Annotated in this window: 20 protein-coding genes, 1 tRNA gene and 1 pseudogene; 11 read left to right on the top strand and 11 right to left on the bottom strand. The window is 54.4% G+C overall.

Going from position 1 to position 16,385, the window contains the following annotated elements; all coding sequences use genetic code 11:
- Positions 1-2 precede the first annotated feature (2 nt).
- The 4 genes from G7G_RS0120045 to G7G_RS0120030 are packed head-to-tail and all read right to left on the bottom strand — an operon-like array spanning position 3 to position 2,191.
- Positions 3-431 (bottom strand): protein tyrosine phosphatase family protein, encoded by a 429-nt coding sequence (locus G7G_RS0120045; RefSeq protein ID WP_010443254.1) that lies wholly within the window; start codon positions 429-431, stop codon positions 3-5.
- Positions 432-440: 9 nt separating this feature from the next.
- Entirely contained in the window at positions 441-872 is a 432-nt protein-coding gene (locus tag G7G_RS0120040) for a DUF6691 family protein (protein ID WP_010443253.1), read from the bottom strand.
- Positions 872-1,300, bottom strand: a complete 429-nt coding sequence (locus G7G_RS0120035) for a YeeE/YedE family protein (protein ID WP_010443252.1) — start codon at positions 1,298-1,300, stop codon at positions 872-874. Before G7G_RS0120035 ends, G7G_RS0120040 begins: the two co-directional genes overlap by 1 nt.
- A gap of 27 nt (positions 1,301-1,327) precedes the next feature.
- Complete coding sequence (locus G7G_RS0120030; RefSeq protein WP_010443251.1) at positions 1,328-2,191, bottom strand: MBL fold metallo-hydrolase; 864 nt, start codon at positions 2,189-2,191, stop codon at positions 1,328-1,330.
- Between the two features lie 242 nt (positions 2,192-2,433).
- On the opposite strand from G7G_RS0120030, the gene G7G_RS0120025 reads away from it, so the two are divergent.
- Complete coding sequence (locus G7G_RS0120025) at positions 2,434-2,649, top strand: hypothetical protein (protein WP_010443250.1); 216 nt, start codon at positions 2,434-2,436, stop codon at positions 2,647-2,649.
- Between the two features lie 9 nt (positions 2,650-2,658).
- On the opposite strand, the gene G7G_RS0120020 is transcribed toward G7G_RS0120025, so the two are convergent.
- Positions 2,659-2,877 (bottom strand): hypothetical protein, encoded by a 219-nt coding sequence (locus G7G_RS0120020; protein WP_010443249.1) that lies wholly within the window; start codon positions 2,875-2,877, stop codon positions 2,659-2,661.
- A 147-nt stretch (positions 2,878-3,024) separates the two neighbouring features.
- Here G7G_RS0120020 and G7G_RS0120015 point away from each other — a divergent pair, with 147 nt between their 5' ends.
- Complete coding sequence (locus G7G_RS0120015; protein ID WP_010443248.1) at positions 3,025-3,294, top strand: DUF2312 domain-containing protein; 270 nt, start codon at positions 3,025-3,027, stop codon at positions 3,292-3,294.
- A 350-nt stretch (positions 3,295-3,644) separates the two neighbouring features.
- On the opposite strand, the gene G7G_RS0120010 is transcribed toward G7G_RS0120015, so the two are convergent.
- Both G7G_RS0120010 and G7G_RS0120005 read right to left on the bottom strand, forming a co-directional pair.
- Positions 3,645-3,863 carry a hypothetical protein gene (locus tag G7G_RS0120010; protein WP_010443247.1) on the bottom strand — a complete coding sequence of 73 codons (219 nt, stop codon included), beginning with the start codon at positions 3,861-3,863 and terminating at the stop codon, positions 3,645-3,647.
- 145 nt (positions 3,864-4,008) lie between these two features.
- The gene (locus G7G_RS0120005) at positions 4,009-4,971 is read right to left on the bottom strand and encodes a MurR/RpiR family transcriptional regulator (RefSeq protein WP_120981179.1); all 963 of its coding nucleotides are present in this window, start codon (positions 4,969-4,971) and stop codon (positions 4,009-4,011) included.
- A 174-nt stretch (positions 4,972-5,145) separates the two neighbouring features.
- Between G7G_RS0120005 and G7G_RS0120000 the strand changes: the two genes are divergently transcribed.
- From G7G_RS0120000 to G7G_RS24045, 8 genes and pseudogenes are all read left to right on the top strand, one after another.
- Positions 5,146-5,664: a TRAP transporter small permease gene (locus G7G_RS0120000; RefSeq protein WP_010443245.1), complete on the top strand. Its 519-nt coding sequence runs from the start codon at positions 5,146-5,148 to the stop codon at positions 5,662-5,664.
- Positions 5,661-6,944, top strand: a complete 1,284-nt coding sequence (locus tag G7G_RS0119995; RefSeq protein WP_010443244.1) for a TRAP transporter large permease — start codon at positions 5,661-5,663, stop codon at positions 6,942-6,944. The genes G7G_RS0120000 and G7G_RS0119995 overlap by 4 nt, the downstream gene beginning before the upstream one ends.
- Positions 6,945-6,980: 36 nt before the next feature.
- Positions 6,981-8,021, top strand: coding sequence for a TRAP transporter substrate-binding protein (locus G7G_RS0119990; protein ID WP_010443243.1), 1,041 nt, complete (start codon positions 6,981-6,983; stop codon positions 8,019-8,021).
- An 88-nt stretch (positions 8,022-8,109) separates the two neighbouring features.
- Positions 8,110-9,576 (top strand): M81 family metallopeptidase, encoded by a 1,467-nt coding sequence (locus tag G7G_RS0119985; protein WP_010443242.1) that lies wholly within the window; start codon positions 8,110-8,112, stop codon positions 9,574-9,576.
- Positions 9,573-10,628: a D-TA family PLP-dependent enzyme gene (locus tag G7G_RS0119980; RefSeq protein ID WP_010443241.1), complete on the top strand. Its 1,056-nt coding sequence runs from the start codon at positions 9,573-9,575 to the stop codon at positions 10,626-10,628. Before G7G_RS0119985 ends, G7G_RS0119980 begins: the two co-directional genes overlap by 4 nt.
- Positions 10,629-10,683: 55 nt before the next feature.
- Complete coding sequence (locus tag G7G_RS0119975; protein WP_010443240.1) at positions 10,684-11,598, top strand: sugar kinase; 915 nt, start codon at positions 10,684-10,686, stop codon at positions 11,596-11,598.
- Positions 11,591-11,989 carry a RidA family protein gene (locus tag G7G_RS0119970; RefSeq protein WP_010443239.1) on the top strand — a complete coding sequence of 133 codons (399 nt, stop codon included), beginning with the start codon at positions 11,591-11,593 and terminating at the stop codon, positions 11,987-11,989. Before G7G_RS0119975 ends, G7G_RS0119970 begins: the two co-directional genes overlap by 8 nt.
- Positions 11,990-12,241: 252 nt before the next feature.
- A pseudogene (locus G7G_RS24045) lies at positions 12,242-12,352 on the top strand (GapR family DNA-binding domain-containing protein); the annotation flags it as partial.
- 10 nt (positions 12,353-12,362) lie between these two features.
- Here G7G_RS24045 and G7G_RS0119960 read toward each other — a convergent pair.
- Positions 12,363-13,238, bottom strand: coding sequence for a hypothetical protein (locus tag G7G_RS0119960; RefSeq protein WP_010443237.1), 876 nt, complete (start codon positions 13,236-13,238; stop codon positions 12,363-12,365).
- 179 nt (positions 13,239-13,417) lie between these two features.
- On the opposite strand from G7G_RS0119960, the gene G7G_RS0119955 reads away from it, so the two are divergent.
- A tRNA-Thr gene (locus tag G7G_RS0119955) sits at positions 13,418-13,493 on the top strand.
- A gap of 247 nt (positions 13,494-13,740) precedes the next feature.
- On the opposite strand, the gene G7G_RS0119950 is transcribed toward G7G_RS0119955, so the two are convergent.
- The 3 genes from G7G_RS0119950 to pepT all read right to left on the bottom strand — a co-directional run bounded on the left by G7G_RS0119950 (position 13,741) and on the right by pepT (position 16,176).
- Positions 13,741-14,262, bottom strand: a complete 522-nt coding sequence (locus G7G_RS0119950) for a hypothetical protein (RefSeq protein WP_029622216.1) — start codon at positions 14,260-14,262, stop codon at positions 13,741-13,743.
- A 145-nt stretch (positions 14,263-14,407) separates the two neighbouring features.
- Complete coding sequence (locus G7G_RS0119945) at positions 14,408-14,839, bottom strand: DUF4177 domain-containing protein (RefSeq protein WP_010443235.1); 432 nt, start codon at positions 14,837-14,839, stop codon at positions 14,408-14,410.
- 98 nt (positions 14,840-14,937) lie between these two features.
- A complete protein-coding gene (gene pepT / locus G7G_RS0119940; protein ID WP_010443234.1) occupies positions 14,938-16,176 on the bottom strand; it encodes a peptidase T in 1,239 nt (412 codons plus the stop codon).
- Positions 16,177-16,385 lie beyond the last annotated feature (209 nt).

The raw sequence follows: 16,385 nt of genomic DNA, 5'->3' as shown, positions 1-16,385 counted from the left end.
GCTTAGTCCTGTGCGCGCAGCTGCTCCAGCGCAGGGCGAAGCCCGTCGAGCGAATAGCCAGCCTTACCCGTCGCGTCCAGAATTTCATCCGTGCTTAGCCGGTTGCACTGTCCCAGCGCCCAAACAACCGAGCAACGGGTGCCGGATGCGCAATAGGCCAGGACAGGCCCGCTGCAGCTTTCGGCCAGATCGCGCTGCAGGGCGACATTCTCTGGCGTCATAGTCTGGTGCGTCAGCTCCAATACCTCGTATTCCATTCCGGCCTTGCGCACGGCCTGCCCGATGGCATCAGACTGCTGATCTGGCGGCACCTCGGTATTGGGTCGATTGCAAATCACCTTGACGAAACCTGCCTTGGCGATGGCTGGCACGTCCTCAACCGTGATCTGGGGTGAGACGGCATAGCGGGGGGTAATCGGTCGAATCTCCATGACAACTGATTAGGCCGCGTCAGCCATCCTGTCCAGTTGTGCGCCCAGTTTTGGCGCGGCCAACATGCCCGCAATCATTGCGATCAGGAACACAATTCCGCCAACACCACCATAACTGAGCGAGGCCATCGCCGGGCCCGGGCACAGACCTGCCAACCCCCAGCCAACCCCGAACAGAACCGAACCTACGATCAGCCGACGATCCAGCTCAACACGAGGTGGAGCAGGAAATTTGCCACCTACCAGCGGCGTTCGGTTCCGGGTCATTTGCCACGCCACCAACATGGGCAGGATCGCCCCGCCCATGACAAAGGCCAGCGTCGGGTCCCAGTTGCCGAACACATCCAGCCATCCCTGCACCTTGGTGGTGTTGGTCATGCCTGAGATCAACAGCCCGGTGCCAAACAAACCTCCGGCGAGAAAAGCAAATACTGAGCGCATCAGATCACCCCCAGAACTTGGCGAAACAGAACGACCGTTAACCCGCCAGCAAGGATATAGAAAACCGTGGCGACAATCCCGCGCAGGGAGAAGCGAGAAATCCCGCAGACGCCGTGACCCGAGGTGCACCCATTTGCAATCCGCGTGCCCACACCGACCAGTAACCCGGCCAGGATCACAATTGCTAAATCCGGGGTCAGATGAGTCTGAGTCTGTGGTGCAATCAAGGGGCGTAGCAAGAAAGGCATCCCGATCAGCCCAATAACAAAGGCTAAACGTTCCGTCATTGCACTGCGGTCGTTGCGCTCAACCAATCCGCCAAGAATGCCACTGGCTCCCATGATCCGACCATTGCACAGAAGATATACAGCGGCACCCAGCCCGATCAGCAGGCCACCCGCAAGACCCCACATCCACTCCACATTCATTTCTAGATCCTCACCCGATATTCCGTGTCAAAGCTTGTTGACCGGAATTTTCATGAAAACATCACCTTGTTCATCCGCCGGTGGCATCTGACCGGCCCGCATATTAACCTGCAGAGAGGGTAAAATCAGACGTGGCATTGCCAAGGTCGCATCCCGCGCATCGCGCATCTCGACAAATTCCTCAACGCTTCGGCCTTGTCCGATATGGACATTCAACGCCTTCTGTTCACCTACCGTCGTTTCCCAGGCAAATTCATCTCGGCCGGGTGCCTTATAGTCATGCCCTACGAACACCCGTGTTTCTTCGGGCAATGCTAAAATCCTTTGGATTGAGGCAAATAGATCCTCCGAAGATCCGCCCGGGAAATCGCAGCGTGCGGTTCCAAAATCCGGCATGAACAATGTATCGCCAACGAAGGCTGCGTCGCCGATTACATAGGTCATGCAGGCCGGAGTATGACCCGGCGTATGCAGGACGTCCCCGCGCATCTGGCCGATGTGAAAGCTGGCCCCTTCCGTAAACAGAGCATCGAATTGGCTACCATCACGCTGGAACTCGGTCCCTTCGTTGAACACTTTGCCGAATGTGTCCTGCACGACTACGATATTCTCACCGATCCCGATTTTTCCCCCCAGCTTTTCCTGCAGATAGGGCGCTGCTGACAGGTGGTCGGCATGGACATGGCTTTCCAGTATCCATTCCACCTTCAACCCGTTGTCGGTCACATATTCGACAATTTGATCGGCCGAACTGGTGTCAGTGCGACCCGAGGCGTGATCAAAATCCAAAACGCTGTCGATGATGGCGCAGGCCTGTCCCTCGGGCTCCTGCACCACATATGAGACTGTGAAGGTCTGAGGGTCAAAAAAAGCTTTCACTATGGGCGTCATGGGATCCTCCGTTCGGCTCTATCTTATATATCAATACTGGAATGTGATTAAAGTGCCAAATCACGAATTGATGTCTGTCAAAGCAAATGCCGCGAATTGAGCATATGTTTTGGGCGACCAAGGTCATATTGACGGAATTTGGCCCTCACAGGCAAGATTCCGCGATGTTTTGGCCCGGTCTCGTGCTGGTCTTAATCTTGTTACCTATATCAGGCAGACTGGCACTGTATGGGAGGATGCAAATGACTGCTCAGGATCTTTATACAGAGGCGGAACGGCTGGAAGAAAGGCTACATGGTGCATGCTTGGAGACCCGACTGGCTCTTCAGCCCCGTGTCAGTCAGGTTCTGGATAAAATGCGCGCGCAGCGTGTTCAGATACCTTCGCGCTTGCGGCGGTTAGATGCGGCGCTGTGCGAAGATGCGCTGGAGGCGCGGTTCGACAATATGCCGGTGTGATCTGTTCGGTTAACTAAAAGAAATTCCGAGGATAACCATCATTAGCCCCAGAACCGACAGGAAAAGGGATGCAAGATTCCAGGGTAATACGCCCTGAACTGCAGCGCGGAGTTCCTCATCGGTCAGGTTAGCTTTGCGCGCTTTCATCACCCGCAAGATGCACCAGACCAGACCGATCAGCCCGGCCATGGACAGGGCGGCACCGCCCCAGACGATAATGTCGAACATAGTTGTTTACGCTCACCCGTTGAACCCGTCGTCGCGCTTAGCGGATCGATGCCATTCAGACAAGCCCGCCGTATTGAATGTCTGCTTGCGATCGGGTCGGTGCCGATGTATCCGGCTGCTTATTTTCAGCCCTTGGGAGAGACGCAGATGGAAGACATCACCGAAGATCAGGCCGCAGCAAATTACCGAGTGACCGCAGGCGAGCTGCGCCAGTTCATCGAGCGGTTCGAGCGTCTTGAAGCCGAAAAGAAAGATATTGCCGACCAGCAGAAAGAGGTCATGGCCGAGGCCAAGGCCCGCGGCTACGACACCAAAGTCATGCGCAAGGTCGTCGCCTTGCGCAAGCGCGACAAGGACGATATCGCCGAAGAAGAAGCGGTTCTTGAAATGTACAAAGAAGCGCTTGGTATGACCTAAAACCGAGCCAATGAACCAGCTCCGCAGCCTAAGGTTTCTTGAATACTGCTTGGTGTCGGGATTACGAACGCACAAAGCAGAACATAGCACCGACGTCTGGGGCTTATGGCACGAACCAGTCTTCAGGGAACAAAGATCAGCAGGATTGAGAAGTGAATTGAGCGGGTTTGCCTCTCAAACACCTTCTTGGCCCAAAGGGTGCGGTATGTGAACGACACAGTAGAAAGAGTGAGCGCGCCGGTTTCGACGCGCCCACCTGGCGGTTACGACACTCTCCTTTCTTGAAGCGGGGAGAAGCTTGCCTCAGGAGACGTTCAGCAACACGCGTTTTTGCTAGATCGCAACTTTCGTCAGGTTGGCAGCTCGCCATCGACACCTTGCACAAACCAGTTCATCTCATGAACTTGCTTGTCGGTCAGCGCTTCGCCTTCTTCGATCACCGTCTCACCATTTGCGTTGGTGATGGGGCCAGCAAACGGGTTCAATGTTCCATCTTTCAGCGCTTGCTCGACATTGGTTGCAGCAGTTCTCACGTCATCTGGCAACGCGTCGTTATATGGCGCCAACATGACCAGTCCCCCGCTGATACCACTTTGCTTCCAAACTCGCAAAAACGTTCCAATTCAATGGCTCACAGTTGCCTAAGATTGCCGTGCAGGTCAGAACTAATTTTGTTCAGCGGCGCTGAGACAAACTAATCTGTTCGTTCCTTGGTTAGTCGCCCAAAGGCTGTGGACCAGTTCTTCCATGGTAAGCCGTCAAGGACGCACGAATTCGACGAAGATTCTCCTTTGTTTCGTCGGTCATCTCCTGCGCCACGATCATGGCCAATGCGTCAACAATTGCGAGGTGGGCATATCGCGAGGCTGTTGGTTTGTAGATGTCGCTGTCTTCAGGCAATTCCGTGAGCAGGGCAATTTTGGATATGTCTGATAGTCGGGTGTTGGGCTTGGTGATACTGATTGTGGTCGCGCCGTAACCATTAGCGACTTCCGCCGCACTAACGATGGCGTCGGCTTCACCGCTCGCCGAAACAAGGAAGAGAACGTCTTCGGGCCCAAGCGCGGCCGCGCGCATTTGTAGGACATAGCTATCATTGACGAAGAACGATGGAATCCCGAGCCGGAAAAAGCGATTGGATGCTTCCTGAGCGACAAGAGAGGATCCTCCTCCTATTCCCGCAAAAAGGATCTGCCGTCGGTCCAGGCAGGCATCCCTTGCTTCTTCAAGTCTCTCCGTATCGATTTGACCGCGCATGACATCCAGGGTCGCGAACAAGGCCCCAAGGACTTGGTCAATCGCTGTATTCGCATCAGAGCTTTCATCACCGGCGTTTCTGTATAAGTACTGCGCGCTTACGGCGACGTTCTGGGCCAGGCGAAGCTTGAAGTCCCGAAAGCCCTCGCAACCGAGGCTACGGCAGAACCGCACCACCGTTGGCTTGCTGACTGAACAACGTTCCGCGAGATCCCCGATAGTCATCGAGCTGATTTCGTTGAGGTGGTCCTTTACATAATCAGCGACTTTCTGCTCCTGAACTGCCAGTTTGGTCTGCGAGTTATGCAGTGCCGGGATTAGATCTACAGCGCCAATGCGGCCCTTATGCGGGGGCGCGTTTTCATCTGAGGCAGGGCGCGGTTGGTTCGGCATGTGCGTGATTTTCTCCTGGTCACTCATGAAACTTAGTTACATGCATCGCTGTGAGTGAGCAAGATATTCACCGATATTCACGAAATTTCCCTAATTTTGGCAGCTATAAAGAAACTAAGTTACATTTTTTCGTTGAAAACTCGACCCTGATCGCGCAAGGTGTAACCAAGTTACAGATTCGGGTCCTGGGGAGGAGTGCGAATGTCAGACTGGTTTTCCGCCGCAAGCGCAAAGATAAATTCAGTCGTCGAGGGTATCGTCGCCGCGTTGATGTTGTCCTTGGTGCTGGATGTCTGGCTTGGTGTCGTCGACCGCTACTATTTTCACTGGCAACTCCCGTGGCCCGAGGTGCTGGCACGCTACCTGATGATCTGGGCCGCATTGCTTGCAGTTTCTTCCGGAATCGCGCGCAGGGACCACATCGGATTGACTGCATTCATCATGATACTTCCCGTCGGTTTGCGCCGTACTCTGTTGGTTGCGATGGACGTTTTGGCGCTGGCTTTGTTCTTATACGTCGCATTTTTTGGGATCAGCTTCGCCGAAAGCGGAGCTCCCCGCCAAGCGATGATTTTTGGCGCCAGCCTTGCTCCGTTTTACGCAGCCATTCCCGTCGCGGCGGCACTGTCATCTGTACAGCTGGTGCTGGTCCTGTTTCGGGATTTGGGGTCGCATATTGACGAGCCACCCTTTGCCACTGAGGTGGAGGAGACGCTGTGATCGTCGCAATCGTTTTTGTCGCCCTTATCCTGTTCGGGATGCCGATTGGGTTTGCCATTGGCCTTGCCGGCGTCGTGGGTCTGATTGACATGGGCGGAACGCAGTTCTTGGCGATTGGTCCCAGCAAGATATTTAACGGCCTCAATATCTTTCCCTTTCTTGCCATGCCGTTCTTCATTCTGGCCGGTGAGATCATGAATGACATCGGGATCACCAGTCGTCTTGTGAAACTGGCTCAGGTTCTGGTTGGACGGTTCCGTGGTGGGCTGGCCCATACCAATATGCTGGCTTCGGTTTTCTTCGCTGGACTAACCGGCTCGGCGACTGCGGACGCGGCGGCCTTTGGTCGGACACTTGTGCCTGCAATGGTAAAAGAAGGCTACAAACGTGATTATGCCTGCGCGGTCACGGCAGCGGGATCCATCATCGGCCCGACCATTCCGCCCTCGGGGCTAATGGTTGTCTACGGGTCGCTAATGGGTGTCTCCATTGCAGGCCTGTTCGCCGCAGGCGTTCTGCCAGGCCTAGTGATTTGTATCGTCTGCATGGCGGTCATAGCCATCGGCGGTAAGCGAGAAAACCTTCCGAAAGCATTGCGCGGCGCGAGCCCTCGCGAGGTCTGGGATACATTTGTTTCCTCTCTGACCGCTTTGGCGATGCCGGTAATTATCCTGGGGGGCATTCTGGGTGGGATCGTCACCCCGACAGAGGCTGCGTCGATTGCTGTGGCCTACGCGATGTTCATCGGGATTTTTGTCTATCGGTCGCTGACGTTCAAAGGCTTCTATGCGATGCTTGTACGTACGGCGCGTATCACTGGCGTTATCTTTGTGATTATCGCCTTCGCTGGCATTCTCGGCTGGTGGATGAGCTTTGAGCGCATTCCTCAACTGATTGCGGAAACCGTTCTTGGCCTTTCAGATAACCGGTATGCCGTTATCGCGATCATCATCGGATTGCTGCTGATTGTTGGTATGGTTATGGATATCACCGCCATCCTGATCATCCTTGCGCCGGTGTTGGTTCCGCTCACACAGCAGGTTGGCCTAGAACCCATTCACGCCGGGATCATCTTTGTTCTGGCCCTAAACATATCGTTGATGACCCCGCCAGTGGGCGCTTGTCTGTTTGTTCTGTCGTCCGTCACCGGCGAAAAGCTGGAGCGGATTTCCATCAAGCTGTTCCCGTTTCTGATTGCCGAAATCGCCATCTTATTTGCCTTTGCATTTTGGGAGGACGCAGCCCTTTGGCTGCCCCGGATGTTGGGCTTTGCTCAGTAAATTCCCCACGAAAACCAAACCAACAGGAGAAGAACAATGAAGACTATTCTGACAGGTGCGGCGTTTACCGCAACCATGCTTGCAACCAGTGCACTGGCCGAAGGTGGCGTCATCAAATTCGGGCACGACAACAAAACAGATCCATTTGAGAATCCGGCGCACGCCTGTACGGCCGTGTTCTCCAACCTTGTGAATTCCGGCACCAATGGCAGCGTCACGGTCGAAGTATTTGGATCAAACCAACTGGGCTCCGCCGCCGAGCATGTGCAGCAGGTGCGGGACGGCATCATTCAGGCAACCCTGACATCGACTGGCGCCTTGGCAAGCTACTACCCGCGGATTGATGTGCTGAATCTACCATTTGCATTTAATGGCAACGCATCGACCTACGAAGTCTTTGACGGCGAGTTCGGCGAAGCCCTGGCCGCAGATATCGAAGCAGAACTGGGTGATGTTGTAGTGCTGGGTTTCCCGGATACCGGCGGTTTCTTTGCGGTCACCAATTCTCAGCGACCTATTGCGGACTTGAAGGATTTTGATGGCATTCGCATCCGCACGATGACATTGCCGTCGCATCAGAAGATCGTGCAAGCCTTGGGCGCCGAAGCCTATCCCCTGTCCTGGGGCGAGGTGTATTCCGGCCTTCAAACCGGCGTGATTGACGGCCAGATGAATCCGGTCCCGATCATCTCCTTCGCCAATTTTGCCGAAGTTCAGCAGTATCTGACGCTGACCAACCATTTGTTTTCGCCCTACACCTTCATGATCAATCGCGCTTTCTTTGAGGGCCTGTCCGAGGCCGAGCAGGCCACGATCCGTACGGCTGCTGAAAACTGCGTAACTGCAAGTCGCGGTCTGTCACGGATCATCGAATCCTCAGATAGAGGTCTTGCGGGCCTCATGGATCAGATTGAAGTGACGGCCCTGACTGACGATCAACGCAGTTCCATGGCGGCTGCAACGCAGCCTGCTTTTGAAGCGCATGTTCAGGAAAACCTGGATGAAAAAGCGGCCGAGCTTCTGGCGAGTTTCAAGGCTGCGGTAGAGAACGCCAACAACGCGTCTTACCTCGACTGATCCTCCCTGACTGCCGGATCCAACCGGCAGCACCTCTTGTCGGAGATCAGTCTCTGGTCTCCGACCCAACCAACGAATTGGATTAGACATGCGGGTTTTCTGTGCGTCCATTGCGACCGAAACAAATACGTTTTCCCCCCTGCGCACGGATTTTTCCGATTTCGAGCAGAGCTTTTACGCACCACCCGGTGAACACCCTGTTACCCCCACGTTGTGCAGCGCTGTGTTTCCGGCACTGAGAAAACGGGCACAGGTCAATGAGTTGGAGTTGATCGAGGGTACTGCTACATGGGCGGAACCGGGCGGGTTGCTAAACCGCGAAACATGGGGACGCCTGAAGCAAGAAGTGTTGGATCAGGTCACTGCTGCGCTACCTTTGGACGGTGTTGTTCTGGGCCTGCATGGGGCGATGATTGCCGAAGGATGTGTGGATTGCGAAGGTGAATTGATCGAAGCCATTCGCGCGATTGTCGGCCCCAAAACGGTTATCGGAGCCAGCTTCGACCCGCACAGTCATCTCAGTCAGAAACGAGTGGCTAATGCCGACGTGATCACGGTGTTCAAAGAATTTCCGCATACTGATTTTGTTGAAGCAGGAGAAGCCTGTGTCGATCTGACACTGCGCACGATCAAAGGAGACATTCGGCCCGTTATCTCAGTTTTTGACGTTCGTATGTTGGATGTCCTGCCAACCAGCCAAGAACCCATGCGCGGATTTGTCGATCAGTTGAACCAAATGGAGGCAAAGGGGGAAGTTCTCTCAGCTTCTGTCATTCACGGGTTTATGGCTGGGGATTCTCCGGATATCGGCGCCAAAATCGTCGTTTTGACAGATGATGATCGGGCCAAAGCCGACAATATAGCCCGGAATTTGGGAACGGAGCTGTTTTCGTTCCGAGGACAGACAAAGCCAGACTACCTCTCTCCGGTTGAAGCATTTCGAATGGCTCAGAAAGCCGCGCATGGACCTGTGGTCGTGGCGGATGTGTGGGATAACCCGGGTGGAGGCGTCGCAGGGGATTCCACCCTGATCCTTGAAGAGGCCATTGCTCAAAACCTCAAATCTGTCGCATTCGGCACGATATGGGATCCCATGGCTGTTCGCTTGTGCCATGCGGCCGGAGAAGGCGCAGTATTCGATCTACGCTTCGGGGGCAAAACGTCGGCTCTCGCAGGTAACCCAATTGACGCCACGGTCACAGTTGTCCGCAATCAACGCAATGCAGTTCAAAGCTTTGGTGCATCTATCGTCCCCATGGGAGATTGCTCGGTCATTCGTTTGGGTGGGATAGAGGTCGTTTTGAACACAAACCGAAGTCAGGCTTTCTCGCCAGACCTGTTCACCAACCTCGGCATCGATGTCACTGAAAAAAAGATATTGGTCGTCAAATCTACAAACCATTTCCACGGTGCCTTCTCCGACGTCGCTGCCGAAATAATTTATGCAGCTGTCGAAGGCCCCTATCCGAATGATCCCACCAAAACACGCTACAATAATCTGACACGCTCAATTTGGCCTATCGTCAAAAACCCTCACGAGGAAATTGTGGAATGATTTTTCCTGATATCGACACACCGGCTGTCCTAGTCGACCTGGATATCGCCGAAGCGAACATCGACCGCTTTCAGGGGCATTGTGCGAAACACGGAATCGCCGTCCGACCGCACATCAAAACCCACAAACTCCCCAAGCTGGCGCGAAGGCAGTTAGAGGCGGGCGCTATTGGCATAACCTGCCAGAAAGTGAGTGAGGCCGAGGCAATGATTGCTGAGGGTGGTATCGACGACGTGCTGATAACCTTTAATATCCTCGGTGACGCCAAGTTGGCGCGGTTGCGTGCCCTGTCAGAGAAGGTGAGATTGTCTGTTGTCGCGGACAACACCGAAACCGTTGACGGTTTGTCGAAATCTTTTGCAGATGCTGCGACACCACTGTGTGTACTTGTGGAGTGCGATACGGGCGCGGCACGTTGTGGCGTAACCACCCCTGAGCAGGCGCGAGATCTGGCACGTTATATCGATAGCCAACCAGGTGTTACATTCCTCGGTCTAATGACCTATCCGCCGGTTGGCCAAGAGGTTGCTGTTCAAGAATGGCTCACTAGAGCCAAACGAGAAATCGAAGAGATCGGGTTGCCGGTGCACGTCGTGTCCCATGGCGGCTCACCAGGAATGTGGCAGGCGCAGGATGTTCCAGTTGCAACTGAATATCGGATTGGCACCTATATCTATAACGACTGCTCCCTTCAGGCACAGGGCGTCTGCACGTGGGAGGACTGTGCGCTGAGCGTTCTTGCCACCGTAATTTCAGTTCCTGCCGACAATCGGGCAGTGATAGATGCGGGATCTAAAGTGTTGACCTCAGACCTGTTGGGACTGGAGGGCCACGGGTACGTGATGGGGCGCCCGGACATTCTGGTTCAGGGTCTGTCAGAGGAACATGGCGTTCTGAAAGCCGACAAGATCAATCTAAAAGTTGGCGAGCATATCCGGATTATTCCAAACCATGCCTGTGTTGTGACCAACATGGTTGATCAGATTGAGACCATTCGCGGGGATCATTCGCTGGGGCCTGTTCCAGTCGTGGCGCGAGGCAAAGTTCAGTAACGGCAAAACCGTAGCCCAAAGACGTAGCCTGCGTCGGGCATCAATAAGGTGAAACATGGCTGACCTCATATGTTTAGGGGAACCCCTGTTCGAATTAAACGCATGCCAGGATGGACTGTTCAAAGGGGGGTTCGGCGGAGATGTTTCCAACGTCGCTGTCGCTGCTGCCAGACAGGGGATTGATGTCGCTTTGATTGCGCGCGTCGGAGACGACCAATTTGGCGAGAAGCTTCGGGGTTTGTGGTCCCGAGAAGGTGTGAACCACGAGCACGTGTTATCTGCCTCGGGTGAGGACACGGGGCTCTATTTCGTCTTTCACGATGGACACGGGCACCATTTCGTTTACCGTCGAAAGGGCTCCGCCGCCAGTCGGATGTTACCGGAACAAATTCCAGGCGATGCAATCTCCAATGCAAGGATGTTTTATACTTCCGGGATCAGTCTTGGGGTAAGTCCAGAGCTTCAATCAACAACTCAGGAAGCAATCCACACAGCGCGGCAGTTTGGCGTATCAATTGCTTTCGATCCCAATTTGCGGACAGCTCTTTGGCCGTTAGACAAGGCCCGGCAGGTTACTCACGATGCAATGCGGCGCTGCAATATCGTGCTGCCAGGGCTCGATGACGCCCGTCAATTGACGAGCCTTCACAGCCCCGAGGACATAATTGACTTCTACCACAATCTGGGTGCTGAAGTTGTGGCGCTGTCGCTTGGTGCGGACGGTGTATCCATATCCGACGGGCAAGGCATTCTCACAATTCCCGGAGTAACAGTCCCGGCGGTCGACGCTACCGGCGCGGGAGACTGTTTTAACGGAATTTTCCTGTCCGCTTACCTGAAAAACAAGGATGCCTTGAAATCTGCTGAACTCGCGAACCGCGGCGCGGCCCTTTCGACTACGGGCTTTGGTGCCGTGGACCCCATTCCTTACGGAAAAGACCTAACAGAAGGAAATCACTTCAATGACTGAGAAAAAGATCGTGCGCTTGGGCGATGACAGGACCGGTGCAGGTGGTCAACCGCTACCTTTTGCTCCAGCTGTAAGAGCCGGCGACTTTGTGTTCATATCCGGGCAGGTGGCAATGAAAGAAAATGGAGAAATAGAAGCGGGAGGCATCGAGTCACAAACCCGAAAAACGATGGAAAATCTGATAGCAGCTTTGGCGCTGGCTGATTGCACTCTGGATGATGTAGCGAAAGTGGGCGTCTGGCTGGACGATCCTCGTGATTTTTGGACGTTCAACCGGGTCTACGCGAGCTACTTCCCAAATGGCGGCCCGGCGCGCTCAACCGTCCGTTCGCAAATCATGGTGGACGCCAAGGTCGAGATTGATGCGGTCGCATACAAACCGCTGGGCTAGCTCCAAGATACTCTTTCCAATAGAATTGAGCTGGCACTTTTTGCCAGCCTATTTTCTTGAAATATTATAGAGCACCATTTGGAAGGACGTTTTGTAACGCACTGGGTGTAATACGGACATTTATTGTTGATAAGGCTAAGACCGGATGGTTGCACTTCTGGGGTTTGCAGAGTCCATTTGTGAAAGTTTGCTTTGGGCTGCGAGCGGACGAGCTTGCCCGATATTAAAGACAGATTCATTTCGTAAATATGCTACGATACCAAAGTGATGCGCAACGTCGTCGCCCTGCGCAAGCGCGACAAGAACAATATCGCTGAAGAAGAAGCCATGCTGGAAATGTACAAAGAAGCGCTGGGGATGTAACTTCAGCCGCTTACGGGTTCAGAAAACGGAGATCTGGCATGGTCCGAAGCCGTGCCAGATCCTGCTCATAAAGCTCGGTAAACGCCGCGATAATGTCTTCGCTCCAGCCGGGCAGTTCCACCTCTTCCTCGATCGCCCCTGTCAGCGCATGCTGCTGAAAGATCTGTGCTAACCTTCCTCTGAAAATGGGATCGTTGGGTGGGCGTTGTTGTTCTCTCAACCCCTTCAGCTCCTGCTTACCCAGATCCGAGATCAGCGAGGACAGCAGCGCGTATTCCTGATCAAGCTGCGTGTCCGCGGGTAGTCCGACAAGTGCGCGCGCAATGTCACCAAGGATCAGAGGAGAATCCTCGTTACTCCACAAGGTGATCTTGACGTCTGGAGCAAGATCGCGAATGTCCTCAATCATCGCAAGCCAACTCAGGCAACTCAGATCGGTCGTCGCAACTATATGTTCGCGCTCGGGGGCCGATAGCAACATCAATACCTTCGGAATAAAGCTGCCGGGATTGCGTAGCCCCACAAACAGTTCGACAGACGAATCGCTGAACAGGTGGTCCATATAGGACATCCTTTGACCCGCGTTCGCATAGAACTGCCCATCCATGATGATCGATGCCCGTTCACCAAGATACAGCGCACTTGACAGGATCGCCCGATCAACCTGCTGCCCCTGAGGCATTAATTTCTGAAACCTTGCCCGCGTATCTTGGTGCGAAGGGCGGTCGGCCGCAGGCTTCAGAGCTGGCCGAAAGATCTTTCTGAACGGACGCATCCCCCAAAATGCCGCATGGCTCTCAGCGACAAGCTGTACGTTCGCCTGAAGTAGATTGAGCAACGGGTCGTGGTCGGTAAAGTGTGCTCCGGCTTGGATGACCATCTGCATATTGGAATTGTCCTTGCCTCGGGCGAAATTATCGCTTGGGTTACAACCTGTCCCCGGCGCAGTCAAATTTGGATAAGGCCTGATTATTAGGTTATCCTAAGGCAAACCATCACAAAGTTAAGGCGACGCGAAAATTCGGGCTTGCAGTCCCTGTTCCGAGCGATTAATCGACACCCAGTGCCCCTATAGCTCAGCTGGTAGAGCAACTGATTTGTAATCAGTAGGTCCGCGGTTCGAGTCCGTGTGGGGGCACCAGAATATCCTGATAATGTTAAATTAATTTGTATATACAGTGACACGCTGCCGCACATGCTCGACTCGTGTCAGTCTGATGTCAGTCGCGCCGCTGCAACTCAGTCCGTAGGATTCGGTCGGCCAGTTTGAACCCAGCAGCCGCGTAAACGTCTGCCTTGTGTTCCAAGGCTTCCCCTAAATCGGTGCGCTGGTCGTGCCAAGCCTTACTGTTATGCACTAGGACAACCTGCCTAAATTCGCGTTCGGTCTAATTTCCTGGTAAAAACTCGCGGCACATGGATAGATTGCGGTTTACCTCATCGCGGCAAAAGTTAGTTAGCCGTTCGCGTTGGGTTGTCGCCTTGGTCTGAGCGTCGCGCCGCGCTTCGTTGGTCATAAATGCAAAGCAACCATCGAAGGCAAACGCGGCATCGTTGTCATAAAGGCGAATAAACTCGATGGCATCGATCATATCGCGATACTCGGTCGATATGATGTCACCCTTAACCCGGTGGATTTCCGCAACGCGATCCTCACCCACGTGCCGCGTCAAAAGGTACGTGCTCTGTTCATCGCCGTTCCCAACACTGTGGGCAAATTGACATCGGTGGCTTTCGCGGTTCTGGTTGACCGCCCCGATCACTTCCACATGCTCGATCGGGTCATATTGGACTTGTTTATTCCATTGGTAGTAGACCGGTGGATCAACATACAGATTCGGTTGCTGTTGGGCTAAAGCGGCACCAGCAGTTGCCATTGCTATCAAAGCAGCGATGATTGCTCGATTCATTCCCATAGTTCCTTTGGGGCTCATCGCAAGAGGTTGGCGCGATGTGTCAGGGTTGATGTGGATTTATCCTGATCGCGCACAAATATCATTGGTAGAGCTGATCACATTCAACGCAAGCCAGCCAATTAGAATCCGCGAAGCCACGCTAGCGCGAAGGCTCGGTCTGGTCTTTTTCTGCCGTTTCATCCGAGGGCTTCAGCGACAATGGCGGGTCTTCCGGCTCTTCTGAGATCGGGGCAGGGGCGGCCGGAGGTTCTGTCAGTCCATCGTCAGGTCCGGGGACCGGGCGCGCGGTCGGGGTGGCGCCTTCTTCAACCGGGTTTTTCGAATCCAGCTCATCCGTAGCAAGTGCCCTGCGAAATACCAGCACATTTCGCCAGTTAGTGGTTGAACCCGTCAAACCTGTGCGTTCCTCGCTGGGCAGCAATTCTGCGCGCTGATATTCCCAACCCTCTTGGCCCAGTTGGTTCAACAACTGCTCAATTGAGGTGGCGAACCGGCCCTCGGGCGTTTTCACGCCCTTCGCCTTGGTTCCCTTTTGCGGAGCGGGGACAACTTTATATTCGTAGCGCTGCATCAACTGGTCCTAATTGCGTAACCCGGGCAAATTAACATTTTGACAGGCGGGTGAAAGCCAAGATCACGTATTGGCGAAATTCGGCCCGCACTGTGGCTTTAGCTCCGCGCGGCTTTGCCCACAAGCGACAGACAGGTTTCGGTTGCGATCGCCATGTCCTGCACCGAGATCCACTCCAGCGGACCATGAATACATTGCATGCCCGTAAATATGTTGGGCGTGGGTGTGCCGAATTCGGTTAGGCGGGAGCCATCGGTGCCACCCCGGATCGGAACCGATATTGGCTCGATCCCCTGTTCGCGGCAGGCTTCGCGCGCCAGATCGACAGGGGTCATGTCCTTTTCCAGCCAATAGCGCATGTTGCGGTATTGATGGGAGATGTCGCAGGAGATGGTCGCGCGCGGTTCGGTGGCCTGAACGGCAGCACAGACCTGACGGACAATTTCGCGCTGGGCTTCCAGCGCATCCATTTCGAAATCACGCAGGATCAGCTTGATCTCCATCTCGGACGAGCCGCCATTCATATCTGTGACATGGATGAACCCCTGACGCCCATCCGTCACCTCGGGTGTCATCGTCGCCTGAGGCAGTGTCTGCACGATCTTTGCCGCCAGATGCGCCGCGTTTACCATTTTGTCCTTGGCCAATCCGGGGTGGATCGACACGCCTGTGATCTTGATCACCGCCCGATCAGCCGAGAAGCTTTCATATTCGATCTCACCCAGTTCCTGTCCGTCCAGCGTATAGGCAAAATCCGCGCCCAGATCCTTGGGTAGCTGTTCGGAAACGCCGCGCCCGATTTCTTCATCCGGGGTAAAGGCGATGCGAATCGGACCGTGGGGGATGTCAATGTTCTCCAGCAAGTGCCTCGCCATCGTCATCAGGATCGAAACGCCCGCCTTGTCATCGCCCCCCAGCAGAGTGGTGCCTGAGGCAGTGATCAGATCATGTCCGATCTTCTTGGCCAGATAAGGGTGTTCTTCGGGCGATAACACCAGATCGGGATCATCGGGGAAGGTAATCTCGCCGCCATTATACCCTTTGATCACCCGAGGCTTCACGCCGGTTGCATTGAACTGAGGCGCGGTGTCCACATGCGCCAGAAATCCAATCGTTGGCCCGTCGGCCGTACCGGGGATGGTGGCCACGACCACGCTGTCTCCGGTCATCTGAACGTCTTGCGCACCGATCTCGGTCAGCTCTTGCCGCAACAGGTTCAGCATGTCGAACTGAACATCGGTGCTTGGGGTCGAGGGCGAGGTCTCATCGCTCTGACTGTCGATGGCGGCATAGCGCACCAGCCGGGTTTCCAGTTCCTGATCAAACCGATTTTTCATGTCTGCTTCCTCTCCGCGTTGCGGGAAGAAGAATGCCCATTTGGGCGTGGAGTCAAGCTGAAGGCCTGCCCGTTTTGAGCGGCCTGAAATTAACTTTTTGTTATGTACAAGTTGAACAAACCCCTGTCTGGGGTTTGTTCAACTCGGAAGATTTACGAACTCAGCTTTTTGCTGACCAATTCGTTCACGGCCTTTGGATTGGCTTTGCC

Origin of the sequence: Ruegeria conchae, assembly GCF_000192475.1 — a bacterium.
Classification (GTDB): Bacteria; Pseudomonadota; Alphaproteobacteria; order Rhodobacterales; family Rhodobacteraceae; genus Ruegeria; species Ruegeria conchae.
This window is presented reverse-complemented; position numbering and strand designations above follow the sequence as displayed.